The organism is Streptomyces sp. NBC_00178 (assembly GCF_036206005.1).
Lineage (GTDB): Bacteria > Actinomycetota > Actinomycetes > Streptomycetales > Streptomycetaceae > Streptomyces.
Genome location: NZ_CP108143.1, coordinates 130,727 through 143,393, shown reverse-complemented (window position 1 = coordinate 143,393; position 12,667 = coordinate 130,727). Strand labels below are relative to the sequence as shown.

General features: G+C 70.1%; 12 protein-coding genes, 1 tRNA gene and 2 pseudogenes. 10 read left to right on the top strand and 5 right to left on the bottom strand.

The features are described from left to right. Nucleotides 1-13 precede the first annotated feature (13 nt). From OHT61_RS00575 to OHT61_RS00550, 6 genes are all read left to right on the top strand, one after another. Nucleotides 14-724, top strand: coding sequence for a DUF4310 family protein (locus tag OHT61_RS00575; RefSeq protein WP_329034001.1), 711 nt, complete (start codon nt 14-16; stop codon nt 722-724). A 66-nt stretch (nt 725-790) separates the two neighbouring features. Further along, nucleotides 791-1,891 carry a DgaE family pyridoxal phosphate-dependent ammonia lyase gene (locus OHT61_RS00570; protein WP_329034000.1) on the top strand — a complete coding sequence of 367 codons (1,101 nt, stop codon included), beginning with the start codon at nt 791-793 and terminating at the stop codon, nt 1,889-1,891. 284 nt (nt 1,892-2,175) lie between these two features. Continuing rightward, a complete protein-coding gene (locus tag OHT61_RS00565) occupies nt 2,176-2,505 on the top strand; it encodes an HPr family phosphocarrier protein (protein ID WP_329033998.1) in 330 nt (109 codons plus the stop codon). A 20-nt stretch (nt 2,506-2,525) separates the two neighbouring features. Next, complete coding sequence (locus tag OHT61_RS00560; protein ID WP_329033997.1) at nt 2,526-3,185, top strand: bifunctional 4-hydroxy-2-oxoglutarate aldolase/2-dehydro-3-deoxy-phosphogluconate aldolase; 660 nt, start codon at nt 2,526-2,528, stop codon at nt 3,183-3,185. Between the two features lie 198 nt (nt 3,186-3,383). Continuing rightward, complete coding sequence (locus OHT61_RS00555) at nt 3,384-4,265, top strand: alpha/beta fold hydrolase (RefSeq protein WP_329033996.1); 882 nt, start codon at nt 3,384-3,386, stop codon at nt 4,263-4,265. Between the two features lie 325 nt (nt 4,266-4,590). Continuing rightward, the gene (locus OHT61_RS00550; protein ID WP_329033994.1) at nt 4,591-4,932 is read left to right on the top strand and encodes a hypothetical protein; all 342 of its coding nucleotides are present in this window, start codon (nt 4,591-4,593) and stop codon (nt 4,930-4,932) included. Between the two features lie 203 nt (nt 4,933-5,135). Here OHT61_RS00550 and OHT61_RS00545 read toward each other — a convergent pair. Then, a pseudogene (locus OHT61_RS00545) lies at nt 5,136-5,312 on the bottom strand (response regulator transcription factor); the annotation flags it as partial. Here OHT61_RS00545 and OHT61_RS00540 point away from each other — a divergent pair. Beyond that, nucleotides 5,227-5,484, top strand: a complete 258-nt coding sequence (locus tag OHT61_RS00540; RefSeq protein WP_329033993.1) for an MMPL family transporter — start codon at nt 5,227-5,229, stop codon at nt 5,482-5,484. The pseudogene OHT61_RS00545 and the gene OHT61_RS00540 overlap by 86 nt on opposite strands. A 196-nt stretch (nt 5,485-5,680) precedes the next feature. Here the strand turns inward: OHT61_RS00540 and OHT61_RS00535 are convergent, their stop codons facing one another. The 4 genes and pseudogenes from OHT61_RS00535 to OHT61_RS00520 all read right to left on the bottom strand — a co-directional run bounded on the left by OHT61_RS00535 (nt 5,681) and on the right by OHT61_RS00520 (nt 8,724). Beyond that, on the bottom strand, nt 5,681-6,187 hold the full coding sequence (locus OHT61_RS00535) for a DinB family protein (protein WP_329033992.1): 507 nt from the start codon (nt 6,185-6,187) through the stop codon (nt 5,681-5,683). 173 nt (nt 6,188-6,360) lie between these two features. Continuing rightward, a complete protein-coding gene (locus OHT61_RS00530) occupies nt 6,361-7,293 on the bottom strand; it encodes a hypothetical protein (RefSeq protein ID WP_329033990.1) in 933 nt (310 codons plus the stop codon). A gap of 159 nt (nt 7,294-7,452) precedes the next feature. Then, nucleotides 7,453-7,827: pseudogene (locus OHT61_RS00525) on the bottom strand (antibiotic biosynthesis monooxygenase family protein); the annotation flags it as partial. A gap of 234 nt (nt 7,828-8,061) precedes the next feature. After that, a complete protein-coding gene (locus tag OHT61_RS00520) occupies nt 8,062-8,724 on the bottom strand; it encodes a ScbR family autoregulator-binding transcription factor (RefSeq protein WP_329033988.1) in 663 nt (220 codons plus the stop codon). 536 nt (nt 8,725-9,260) lie between these two features. On the opposite strand from OHT61_RS00520, the gene OHT61_RS00515 reads away from it, so the two are divergent. From OHT61_RS00515 to OHT61_RS00505, 3 genes are all read left to right on the top strand, one after another. Continuing rightward, entirely contained in the window at nt 9,261-9,941 is a 681-nt protein-coding gene (locus tag OHT61_RS00515) for an HAD family hydrolase (protein ID WP_329033986.1), read from the top strand. A 241-nt stretch (nt 9,942-10,182) separates the two neighbouring features. Next, the gene (locus OHT61_RS00510; protein ID WP_329033983.1) at nt 10,183-12,135 is read left to right on the top strand and encodes an APC family permease; all 1,953 of its coding nucleotides are present in this window, start codon (nt 10,183-10,185) and stop codon (nt 12,133-12,135) included. Nucleotides 12,136-12,451: 316 nt separating this feature from the next. Beyond that, nucleotides 12,452-12,525: transfer RNA gene (locus OHT61_RS00505), tRNA-Ala, on the top strand. Nucleotides 12,526-12,667 lie beyond the last annotated feature (142 nt).

Genomic DNA, 12,667 nt, shown 5'->3' with positions numbered 1-12,667 from the left:
AGGAGCCAGTGACGTGACCACCACCGACATCGGCGTGAACGACGACACCGGACAGGGCGCGGACGGCCGGCGCCCCCGCCCCTGGGAAGGCGGCTTCTGGCTCTCCGAATGGGCCTTCCCGCTCTTGGTCGCCTCACTTGCCTCGGGCATCTTCGCGGGAACACACCTCTACTACACCTACCAGACCGGCGTCTTCAACGAAGTCGCAGTGGTCGCACTGCTCAAAGCGGGTATGGAGAACGGGAGTTACGGAGCAGCCGCCGCCTTCGGCGCGGGATTCCTGTTCGCCCGGATCATCGAGGCCCCGATGGTGGGGATCCTCGACATCGGCGGCTCGCTGCAGACCGGGGTCGGCATCGGCATCCCCGCCATGCTCCTGGCCGCCGGAGTCACCGCGCCCCTCGAACACTTCTGGCTCGCGCTCCCCACCGGCGCGGTCATCGGACTGGCCATCGGGTGGTTGGTGCTGGTGATCCGCAGGGCCACCCTGAACTCGCCCGACGCGGGATCGACCTTCGGCGCCGACGTGATGATGGGCGCGGGCAACTCCGCGGGACGCTATCTGGGCCCGCTCGTCATTCTCGCCGCGGCGACCGCATCCGTCCCCGTCGGCCTCGGGTCGACCCTCGGAGCGATCCTCTTCTACTGGTGGAAGAAGCCCCTGACGGGCGGTGCCATTCTCGGCGCCATGGCCGCCGGCCTGTTCTTCCCCATCGCCAAGTGACCTGCCCCGCGCAGCGTTTGCGTGCCTGGAACCGACCGACGAACGACACCGAAGGAGCAGTCCCACATGGGTGTGTACGAGGAACTGGGGATCTCGCCCGCCATCAACGCCAGCGGAAAGATGACCGCCCTCGGAGGAAGTGTGCTCGACGACACGGTGGTTGCCGCGATGGCGGAGGCGGCCAGGAACCACGTGGTCATGGACGACCTGATGAAGGTCGCAGGTGAGGTCATCGCGAAGGCCACCGGAGCCGAGGACGGCTGCCCCACCACCGGCGCGGCCTCGGGAATCGCCATAGCCGTCGCCGCCCTCGTCGCGGGCATGGAGCCGGACCGCATCGAGCGGCTCCCCGACCCGGGCGACCGGCCGCACGAAGTCCTGCTCCTCAAGGGCCACTCCGTGAACTTCGGCGCCCCCGTGCGGCAGATGGTCGCACTCGGCGGCGGACGGGTCGTCGAGGTCGGCTCCGTGAACAAGGTGACCGCCGCCCACGTGGAGGGCGCCATCACCGGGCGGACCGCCGCACTCCTCTACGTCCAGTCACACCATACGGTGCACAAGGGGAGCGTTTCCCTCGCCGACATGATCGCGATGGGACGCCGGCACGACATCCCCGTGATCGTGGACGCCGCTGCCGAGGACGACCTCCGTCACTGGCCGGCCACCGGAGCCGACCTGGTCGTCTTCAGTGGTGGCAAGGCGATCGGCGGCCCCACGTCAGGCCTCGTCTGCGGCCGCCGCACCCTCATCGAAGCGTGTCGCGCCCAGTACACGGGCATCGCGCGGCCGATGAAGGTGGGCAAGGAGACCGTGCTCGGCCTCCTTCAGGCCCTGCGCACGTACGGCGACGACGAGGTCGGCGACGGAGGCAGGGAACGCATGGCCGCCCTCGCCGCACAGCTGGGCGGGCTGCCGGGGGTCACGGCCACCGTGGAACGCGACGAGGCGGGCCGGAACATCCACCGGGCGGTCCTGACCGTCGACCCCGTCACCGCCCGACTCGACGCGCAGGGCGTCGCGCGCGAACTCGCGGCCGGCAGCCCGCCGGTCTTCCTCCGCGACCACCAGGCGAACACCGGCCGCCTTTCCATCGACCCCCGCCCCATCACGGTGGCGGAGGAGGCCGAACTGGTGACCCGTATAAGCGCACTGCTCGGAGCCGGCTGACCGGGAGCACCCACCACCCATGTGTCACCCGGCCGCCCACCGCGCTGCCGGTGAACGAGCGCCCGCGACCCGTCATCGACTACGGGCCTCGCGCCCGACGAGGCCGGCCTCCCTGCCGGCCCCGGATGTACGCCGCGCCGGACCGTCGCCCCGCGACCCCCGCCGTCCCCCTTGGCGTACGACGCCGGTTGGGGAGCGACGCTGCGTCCCCGCCCGGGCATCCACGGCGCACCACTCGCAACCCGACACCCCGTCGCGCCCCACCGACCGCGCCGTCAACTGCCGTGACCCACAGTCCATATGACACCAAGGAGCAGGCCATCCGCACCGTTGAACGCCGACTCGTCGTGACAGAGAAGGCGGGGCTCCACGCCCGGCCGGCAGCCCTCTTCGCGCAGACCGCCGCTCGCTACCAGGCAGAGATCACCGTGGCACGCCCCCGGTCCTCCGAGGCGTCCGCCGTGCCGGGCCCGGAGGCGTCCGCCCGGAGCATGCTGTCCCTGATGACGCTCAACATCAGGTACGGCGACGAGATCGTCCTCACAGCCCGGGGAGAGGACGGCACCGAAGCCCTGGACGCCCTCGCCGTCATCGCCGCGCCCGACCCTTCCTGACACCGAGACGGAACCACCCCATGACACAGACACTCACCCCGGCGGTACTCGATGTCATCGACCGGCTGCGCGAGGCGCGCGTCGTACCGACCGTACGGGCACCCGACGCCGAAGCCGCCGACGGCCTGGCCCGCGAACTCGTCGCCGGCGGCCTCACCACCTTCGAGTTCACCGCCACCACCCCCGGATGGCAGGCCCTCCTCGCCACCTGGACCCGCGACCACCCCGAAGCCACGGTCGGGCTCGGCACCGTGACATCGACGGAGACGGCGGAACAGGCCCTGGAAGCGGGCGCCCGCTTCCTGGTCAGCCCCTTCCAGGTACCCGAGGTGCGGCCGGTCGCCGACGCCGCCGACCGGCTCTTCGTCGAGGGCGGACACACCCCCACGGAACTGCGCGCGTCGGCCGAGCGCGGGGTCGCCAAACTCTTCCCGGCCCACGTGGGCGGCATCGCCTACCTCACCTCGCTGCTCGCCGTGCTGCCCGGCGCCAGGATCATGGCCACGGGCGGTGTGACCGTCGCGAACGCCGGGGACTGGCTCGCCGCGGGAGCGTTCACCGCCAGCATCGGAAGCGACCTCTACCGGGGCGGCGACATCCGGGGCAATGTAGCCCGGCTGACGCGGTCCCTCACATCCGGTGATCGCGGCACACCGTCCGGGAACCGACCGGACCGGTAGGGGGCGGGCCGCGGGAGCCCCGCGCTTCGCCGGAGCCGCTCGCCGTCCGCCGCGTGCGGCCGCACCGGTGGGCGGCCCGGCCGAACGGCCTTTCCGTCCGGTGCGCCCCGTACCCGCCTCGCGTGGTCAGGGACGGGTCCGTCCCTGACCACGCGCCATCCATGTGCGATCGCCTTCCGAACATGGCAAGCTCCATGCATGCCGATCGTCGACGTGTCCTCCGAGGTAGCCCTTGCGTACGAGACCTTCGGAGACGTCGGCGACCCGCCCGTCCTGCTCGTGATGGGCTTCGGCGCGCAGATGCTGGCGTGGCACGAGGACTTCTGCCGGGCGCTGGCCGAGCGCGGCCGGTACGTGATCCGCTACGACAACCGAGACAGCGGGCTGTCCACCAAGTTCGACGATCACCCTGTGGACGTGGGCACGTTCATGCTCGCCGTGAGTGCGGGCGACATCCCCGCCGCCCTGGCGATGGCGCCCTACCGGCTTCACGACATGGCCGCTGACGGCCTCGGCCTGCTCACGGCGCTCGGTATCGAACGCGCCCACGTGGTCGGCAGTTCGATGGGAGGGATGATCGCCCAGACGATGGCACTCACCTTCCCGGAGCGAGTGCTGACGTTGACGTCGATGATGTCCTCGACCGGCGAACGCGAGTACGGCAAGGCCAGCCCGGAATCCCAAGCGGTGCTGTCCAGCCCCAGGCCCACCGACCGAGAGGGATACGTCGCCGCGGCCGAGAAGGAACTCGTCTGGTCCTCCAAGCGATACGGCGACGCGGCCTCACTCCGTGACCTGGCCGGCCGCAGCTACGACCGGTCCTTCCACCCCGCGGGCGCCGGTCGGCAGCTCGGCGCGATGGTCCTCGCAGGCTCACGCGCGGACGCACTCCGTGAACTGCGCGTGCCGACCCTGGTGATCCACGGCCTGGACGACACCCTGATCGATCCCAGCGGGGGAGAGCGGACCGCGGAACTGGTCCCAGGTGCGGAACTCCTGCTGATTCCCGACATGGGCCACGACCGGCCGCGCCAACTCTGGCCCGAGATCATCGAAGCCGTGGCGGCCCACACCGCTTGAGCACTGCCACCGGCGGAAGACGCCCCTCTCAGCCGGGACCGCCATCGTGCACCAGCTCCCGTCGCCTCTTCCCCGGCGTACGGGTTCAGATGCCGGTTCGAGAGCTTTGGGCCATTGGGCGACGGGATCAACCTGCCGTGCTCGCACGACCGATGAGGAATCCTCAGGTTGTGTCTTCCCCCAGGGGGCGGCGGTCCCGAGCCGCACAGGTCGGCGCGCACAGGACCTGCGGCGACACGGCAGTGCGGTCGAGCATCCTCGGATCAGGGATGACCGCGTGCTAGAGATAGCGGGCAAAGAGCCCCTATACAGGAGGTATGCGACGATGCGTGCAATTCTGCTCCGTGCGACGGCCACGCTGGGTGCGGCGGCTGCGCTGGCTGTTGTCGGCGCCGGCGTGGCCTGCGCCCATGAAGGGCCGGCCGGGAGCGTAGGCAGCTCCGGCTTCGGTAACACCGGCATCGGCAACGCGGGCGTCTTCAACGACGGCATCGGGAACGCCGGAGCCTTCAACGACGGCGTCGGCAACGCCGGAGCGTTCAACGACGGCATCGGCAACGCGGGTGTCGCGAACTGGGGTCTGGGCAATGCGGGCCTGGGCAACACGGGTATCGGCAGCTCCGGCATCGGGAACTCCGGCATCGGCAGTTCCGGCATCGGCAACTGAGACCGCCGCACGCCCCCCACCGGGTCGCGCGCCGCACCGGCCTCTGCTGCCAGGCCCGCCCCGGGCCGTCCGTTCCACGAGCGGCCGGCCCGGGGCGGTGGTGTCGAGCCGACGGTTCGCGCGAGCGACGGACGGTGAGCGGCGGCCGGTCGTCCCGCGCGGGCCGGGCGTCGGCCGTGGTGAATCCGGTTGCTGTGGGGCCCTCAGCGGGCGAGCCACCCGGGCGTGACCATGCGGTACTCGTAGGCCATGACGACGACCTGTGATCTGTCGCGGGCTCCCAGCTTGGCCATGATGCGGCTGACATGGGTTTTCGCGGTTAACGGGGAGACCTCCAGCTGTGCGGCGATCTCGTCGTCGGTGCGTCCGGCGGCGATCATCCAGCAGTTCGGACTCGGGCCGGCCGTCGCCATCCTCCTCGACGCCGTGGTCATCCGGTGCCTGATCGCGCCGGCCGTCATGGAGATGCTGGGCACCCGGGCCTGGTGGCTGCCCCCGGTCCTGGCGCGCAAGCTGCCCCGGCTGTCGATCGAACGGCCTGATCACACCTGACGGGAGCTGAGTGCGGGGCCGGCCATGCGGGGTCCTGCCCCCGCATGGCCGACGAGGCGGCCGCCGAAGCGAAGGAGCCGGATCGACGTGTCGCCGTCGACGGCCGATCCGGCCCCCGCCCGCATCCGTCGTGCACCACGCCGCTCTCACCGTCGCCGCGACACGAACAGGGCCCCGTCCGTGGTCTCCGCCCCGTTCAGTTGCCGGTGGTGCCGTCGAGCATCTCGCGCAGGATGTCCAGGTGCCCGTTGTGGCGGGCCGTCTCCTCGGTGAGGTGGAGCAGGATCCATCGCAGGTCGACGTGGAGGCCGCCACGGATGGTTCCCCTGGCCTGCTCGTCCAGGCCGTGCCTGGCGACGAGTTCGCGGTACCGGGCGCTGTGTTCGGCGTACTCGTCGAGCAGCTGCGTGAGCGGAAATCCGACGGCGATCCGCATCTCGCGGTCGGGGTCCTCGTCCGTCATGGGGGCCCGGTCCTCCTCGCCGAGGAACACCACGTGGAACCAGTAGTACTCGACCCAGCGAAGGTGGTTGATCACTCCGCTGACGGTCATCAGCGGCGAGCCCGGCAGAAGAGCCCTGCGCGCGTTCTCCGCGGAGACGCCCTCGCACTTGGCGCGGGCGGTGTCACGTGCGTAGTCGAGGAAGGTGGTGAGCTGCGTGCGCTCGTCCCACGCGGGCGGTGTGTCGTCGATTCTGGTCATCGCGCGAAGCGTCCCCGATCACCGTGCCGGATGTCGAGGCAATTTCCGACAGGCCGGATCAGTGCCGTCCAGTTCCTCCTGCGGCAGGCCGATACAGCGATCGGGCAACGGTGCCGCGCGGTGATCGGCCGGACGTACCCCGGCCGCGGATCGTCCCGGCAACGGCATGGAGGTCATCCGGCGGGCCACTTCCGGCCGCCGGTCACCTCGTGCGCGATCCGGCGCCACTCGTCATCCCCTCCGGCCATGGGCCAGGCCCATGTCGGCCGGGCTGCGGTGTCCAGCTCATGGAGAAGGCGGCCGAGCCGCGGTCCGGCGGTGGCGGCGCCGTCCGGGACAGCGGGCCCGTGTACACCACGGAGTTCGGCGTGGCGGTCCAGTTCGCGCTCGTAGAAGCCCACAGCGCCGGAGACGCGGGCGGCGAGGTCGTCACGTGACAGCGTGCGGTGCAACTGCAGGAGCGGAGGTTCGACGGACTCGGAGATCGCCGCGGCGAGCCGGGCGTGCCCGTCCAGAATCAGATGACAGTCCAGGCCGCTCACCCACCACAGCAGCACGGGTGGGAGTGTGCCCTCCCGGGCCTGCTTGCGGTACGCCTTGACCCGGCTGTCGTCCGGACCGGGCATGGGTCGCAGCGGCAGAATCTCCATCGACACGGAGTGGAGGAACCAGTCGATGTATCCGTCCGGATGACCCTCGACCAGCATCGAACCCCAGTACTCGGCGTGCGAAGTCGAGGGAGGGCGCCAGCGCTGGAGCGGGCTCTCGCTGGAGAGCAGCCATCGGCCCTCATGCAACGGACCGCCCGGTGAGCCGTCGAGATGTCGGACGAAGTGGTGAGCCCACCGCTCCGTCCTGCCGGACAGGGCCCGCACCGCATCGGCACGCAACGGTGGGACGAAGGACCGGTACGCGTCGGTACGCCAGAAATCCACGCCCTGAAGGGGCTCCTCCACCACGGCGAGCAGCGCGGTGCGCGAAAGCTGCGAGATCAGCAGCCGCGGCCCGGCTTGCAGCACGCGGAGCCCCGGCACGTGGCGGTCCCGTACGTCCAACGACAGACCCGTCCACGTGCCGTCATCCCGAGTGAGGTTCCCGCGCCGCATGCCGGAGAGGGTAGTCGGCTGCGCCGATAGCGGTTCGCCGACGTTCCCGGAGGGGCGCCGGCGGAGTGGTACGCGGCGCGACCGGTGTGAGGGCCGGCGGCCACCAGTCAGGCACCGGCGACCGCCGACCCGCCCTCCGAACGTGGCGCCAGGTCAGATGCCGGTCTCCCGGATCACGTGGAAACGGAGCGACCTGGTGGCCCCCGCGCACCGGTGCAACGGCTTCACCATGCGCACGTGCTCCTCACTGTTCACCCAGCCCAGGAACGCCGGCGCGTTCTCCCATTCGCTGGTGATGAGCCACTGGGAGGGGTTCTCGACCGACTGGCACAGCTGCTCGCTGATGTGTCCGGGGATGGCCCGCACGTGCTTGCGCAGTTCCTCGTACGTCTCGAGGAACTGTTCCTGGGCCCCGTCGTTCACGTCCAGCATCAGGATGACGCGGAGGGCGGAGCCGTCGAAGACGGACTGGGAGACGCGACCCGGCGTCTCTCCCGTGAGGGGTTCTGACGCGGAGCTGGAGATGGTGCTCATCGACCGGAATCTCCTTCAGTGGCGGCGAGTGCGTCGGCCGCTCCACGGCGCGACTACGGCCTCGATCCTGCTTCAGGGCAGGAAGCGGCGCGACCTGTCCGCACTACTCGGGTGATCCCGGCCGGGTCACCACCGCCGGCGCTCGCCGTCCGCCCGGCCCCGCCGGTGAGCGCGGGGCCGGGCGGACACCCCAGGACCTGGGCAGAGGGCCTCTGCGAGCCGACGGCGTCCCTCTCATCGCAGGCCGAGGGGGAGTGACTCGTCCCGCCGGCCACGCGGCGGGTTCTGCGCTCGTGCGAGCAGAGCGCCGGGTTCCGGTTCCGACTGGAGCGCCCGGAGCGTGAGCGTCCACCAGCGTCGCAGCCGATCGTCCCAGTCCAGTCCGCCCTGCACGTCCTCCGCCAGCGCGCAGACCCCGAAGAAGGCACAGACGAGGGTTACAGCCGTTCCCGACGGCTCCACCCCCTCTGCGAGTTCGCCGCGGACCCTCGCTTCCGCCAGGAGCCGGGTCACCGCCGACACCCAGGCGTCGAAAGGGGCCGGGACGGCAGCGTCGATGCTGCGGCGTTCCGCCCAGAGCCGCGCACCCGCTCGTGCCACGGTGTCCTCACTCAGCGCCCGGGCGATGTCGAAACTCAGCGCCACCAGCTTCTCCAGAGGCGGAATGCCCGGAGTCGAGTAGGGGACGACGAGTTGCGGCCAGGTGGCGAACTGCTCCCGCACGACGGCCAGTGCCAGCTTTTCCTTGCTGGAGTAATGGAAATAGATCGCCCCGCTGGTCCGCCCCGAGTGCTCGCTTATGTCGTTGACGCTCGTCCCGACATAGCCCCGTTCGAGAAAAAGATGCGCTGCGGACTCCAGTAGAACCCTGCGGGTCGTACGCGCCCTGTCCTGCACTCACGTTCCCCTTTCGAGAACATATTCGATAAATATGCACAGCCGGATTTATCCCGCCCCCGGGGGAGACGGTCGCGGTGCGCGAGGATTTTATTATTCTTCGACCGTGTGCCTGGGTCGCCGGTTTCGCGTGATCTCTCGATTCCGTGAACGGAGACGTTTCTGGCGTCGAGCCCGCATGCCGGGTCGGATCGCGCCCGGGCGGCGGGAAAGTGCAGCCAGGTGGGGCTTTCGGGGAACTGGATTCCGTGGGCCGTACGCCTTTTCATGATCTGCGGCATCGGCGGGGGTGGCCGATGGGCCGATCGTCCAGTTGCACTCGAATTGGTGATTGCGGGAATCTGCGGCGCGAAATTAACGTAACGGTCACGATGTTTTCGGAGTCGACGGACGACGTCGTGCGGACGCACCCCAGGGCGAGGCCCTCGAAGAGCGTCCGGCATCCCCGAAATCCGCGGCCCGGTCATTGAGTCGCCCCGCGCTCAGGCGCGCCCGCGACCCGAACTGGTGACGTAATCACTGAGAACGGCAGAGACATGACAGCTCAGTACATCCTCGACTGGTCCCCGTCCGCCATCGTGTTCGACTGCGACGGCACGCTCATGGACACCGAACGCCATTGGCAAGAAGCTCGCAGCATCACCTTCCGGTCGTTCGGTCTCAAGCCGCCCGCGGGTTTCGCCGAACGCGCGAAGGGCGTCCACTACGCCGAGTGCGGCATCCTCATGGCGGAGGAGACGGGGAAGCCGGACCTCGCCGACGACCTGACCGACGCACTCCTCGGCAACTTCACGGCGCTCGTCCACGAGGAGCCGGTGACGATGCCTGGTGCGGCCGCGCTGGTCAGGCTCGCCGCCGAGCACCTTCCCCTCGCCGTCGCGAGCAACTGTCCCCGCACGATGGTCGAGTCCTGTCTCGACCGCGCCGGGCTGCTCTCGTACTTCGGTCACGTGGTGGTCGCCGGCGAGAACGCGCGGCCCAAACCGCAGCCGGACGTGTACCGGATCGCCGCCGAGTTGTGCGGCGTTCCCCCGCACGAGGCCCTCGCGGTCGAGGACTCGCTCACCGGAATGGACTCGGCGCGACGCGCGGGACTGCGAGTCCTGGGCCTCGGCGAAAGCCCGGCGGGCCCTGAGGGGCAGCTCGCCGATCTCTGGGTGGAGAGCCTCACCGCTCCGGAACTGCTGACCTGGACGGACCGTCATATCGGTACATAGACACAGCGGTTCTCGGGAAGCCAGGCCGTCCCGGTGCTGCCCGGGGCGGCCCGGGGGTGCGGCTCGTGCATGCCCGGTGGCCCCTCGGCCCGGGCTGTGCAACACCACTCAGTCGTGACTGACACCCCACCCACTCGGCGAGCCCACGGATTCCCGCACGAGGCCGTGGGCGCCTCCATGAGAGTGCTCCGCCGGTGGTGTCGGCGAGGCCGTGCAGCGAGAGCCCGCTCTGATGGGGGGCATGACTGTCGACCGGACGATGTACCGGGTGAAGCGGCACCTGCTCGGCAGGCCGCTCACCACTGAGCACATCAGTGACGAGAAGCTGGGCAACCGGACGGCGCTCGGCGTCCTCGCCTCCGACTGCATCAGCTCGTCGGCCTACGGTTCCGAGGAGATCCTCCGTGTCCTCGTACCCGTCATCGGGGTCGCCGCCTTCACACTGATCATGCCGGTGACCGGCGCCATCCTGCTGGTACTGCTGCTCCTGACGCTCTGCTACAGCGACGTCGTCACCATCTACACCCGGGCCGGCGGCTCCTACGTGGTGGCCCGCGAGAACTTCGGGCCGAACGTCGCGCAGATCGCCGCCGTGGCCCTGCTCGTCGACTACATCGTCACCGTCGCCGTCCAGGTGTCCGCCGGGACCAACGCGCTCATCTCGTTGGCCCACCTGGCCGGAAACGGCTGGACAGGCCTGGACCACCTGCAACTGCCGGTGTCCGTGGCGGTGATCGTCCTGCTGGCCTACGGAAATCTGCGCGGGTTGCGCGAGGCGGGTCGGATGTTCGCGCTGCCCGCATACCTCTTCATGACCGCCATCGGCCTCGTCCTCGTCGTCGCGGTCGTGCGCGGGCTCACAGGCGGGCTGCCGCGTGCCGACCTCCAGGCCGACGGAGTGGTTCCGTCGGGGACGCCGGGGGAGGGGTGGCTCTACGGCGCCTCGCTCTTCATCGTCCTGCGGTCCTTCGCCAACGGCGGGTCCTCCCTCACCGGCCTCGAGGCGATCTCGAACGGGATCTCCGCGCTCCGCGAGCCCCAGGGCCGCAACGCCCGCCACACCCTCATCGCCATGAGCTGCGTGCTCGCCGTCCTGGTCCTCGGTGTCTCCACTCTCGCCCACTACACGCACGCGGTCCCGTACACCGACGGCACCCCGACCGTCATCGCGCAGGAGGCCCGGCTCGCCTTCGGCCCGGGGACGCTCGGCACGATCGGACTCGTCTTCGTCCAGCTCTCGACGGCGCTGGTCCTCTACACCGGTGCCAACACCCCCTTCACCGGCTTCCCGTTCCTGGCCAGCTTCGTCGCGGAAGACCGGTTCCTGCCGCGCGTGCTGACCCGCAGAGGCCACCGGCTCGCGTTCTCCAACGGCATCATCGCGCTCACGGTCGTCTCGCTGGCGTTGCTCCTCGCCACGGGCGCCAGCGTGGACAGACTGGTGGCCCTGTACGCGATCGGCGTGTTCACCGCCTTCACCATGGCGGGAGCCGGACTCACGGTCCACCACCTCCGCCGGCGCGAATCGCTGCGGCGCGTGAAGATCGTGGTCAACGCCCTCGCGGCCGTCGTCTCCGCGGCCGTCGTCGTGATCTTCCTGGTCACCAAATTCACCGAAGGCGCCTGGCTGGTGGCGGTGATCTTCCCGGTCGGTGTCTGGGCGCTCGTCCGGATCAACGGTGAGTACCGGCACGAAGCGGCCGCTCTCGAACGACTGCCCGCAGGCGCGGACCGGCCGCGTGTACGCCGTCACCAGGTGTTCGTCCTCGTCGAAACGCTGGACCTTGCCACGCTCAAGGCCCTGCGCTACGCCCATGAACTGCGTCCCGACAAGGTCCGGGCCGTGCACTTCGCCATCGACGAGGCCTACGCACGACACCTGTGCGAGGTCTGGGAGTCGACATCCGCGACATCCGTGGCTCTCGAACTCGTCGCCTGCCCGGACCGCCGACTGCGCCACGCCATGCGGGAACTGGCCGTCCGCACGACGGAGGACGCGGAGACGTCCCTGACCGTGCTGGTGCCTCGTCGGATGTACGCCAACGCCCTGGGCAAGCTCCTCCACCGTGGCACGGGCGAGAAGATGGCAAGGACCCTGAGCCAGTTGCCGCACGTCGCCGTGACCATCATGCCGTTCGACGCGTCGCGCGCACTGCGGATGCTGCGGGCGGGCCACAAGCCACAGGCGGACTGAACCGAGCAGGGAGTGACAGGGCAGGCACTCCTGGCACGAGGCGCCGGGCCCGGGACGCGGGGGACGGTGCCGTCGGTCGAGGCCCGGGACGCGGTGCACGGGGCCGTGGGTCGAGGCCCGGGACGCGGTGCACGGGGCCGTGGGTCGAGGCCCGGGCGGCGGGCCTCAACCTCTGCGGGAGTGCGTTGCGTGCAGGCTCCGGACGTCCCTGACGAGCCCGGTCGTACGGCCGATGCGCGGCTCCGAGCAGGCCGTTGTGCACTCAGGAATGTGAGTGCGCACCAGGGGCGGGACGTTCTAGGATCGCGGCAGGGACGGGGCCCGTAGCGCAGTGGTTGTCGCGCCTTCACGGCATGTAGGAGGACGCCGGTTCGAATCCGGTCGGCCCCGTCCCGTCCGACCCTGCTTCGTCGCGGCTGCATGCTACGACCCTTCGCCCGAGGGCGGGGTGGCTGCTCGGTGCATGGTGCGCGAGGGCGTACCTGCCCGAATGCATGGAGCCGAACAGTGGAGGGATGTGTGGCCCGAAGCT

Coding starts and splice junctions, on each gene's coding strand:
- OHT61_RS00540 (WP_329033993.1), top strand. CDS start 5,227: ATGCGGCTGACATGGGTTTTCGCGGTTAACGGGGAGACCTCCAGCTGT.
- OHT61_RS00510 (WP_329033983.1), top strand. CDS start 10,183: ATGACTGTCGACCGGACGATGTACCGGGTGAAGCGGCACCTGCTCGGC.
- OHT61_RS00555 (WP_329033996.1), top strand. CDS start 3,384: ATGCCGATCGTCGACGTGTCCTCCGAGGTAGCCCTTGCGTACGAGACC.
- OHT61_RS00530 (WP_329033990.1), bottom strand. CDS start 7,293: ATGCGGCGCGGGAACCTCACTCGGGATGACGGCACGTGGACGGGTCTG.
- OHT61_RS00535 (WP_329033992.1), bottom strand. CDS start 6,187: ATGACCAGAATCGACGACACACCGCCCGCGTGGGACGAGCGCACGCAG.
- OHT61_RS00515 (WP_329033986.1), top strand. CDS start 9,261: ATGACAGCTCAGTACATCCTCGACTGGTCCCCGTCCGCCATCGTGTTC.
- OHT61_RS00550 (WP_329033994.1), top strand. CDS start 4,591: ATGCGTGCAATTCTGCTCCGTGCGACGGCCACGCTGGGTGCGGCGGCT.
- OHT61_RS00570 (WP_329034000.1), top strand. CDS start 791: ATGGGTGTGTACGAGGAACTGGGGATCTCGCCCGCCATCAACGCCAGC.
- OHT61_RS00560 (WP_329033997.1), top strand. CDS start 2,526: ATGACACAGACACTCACCCCGGCGGTACTCGATGTCATCGACCGGCTG.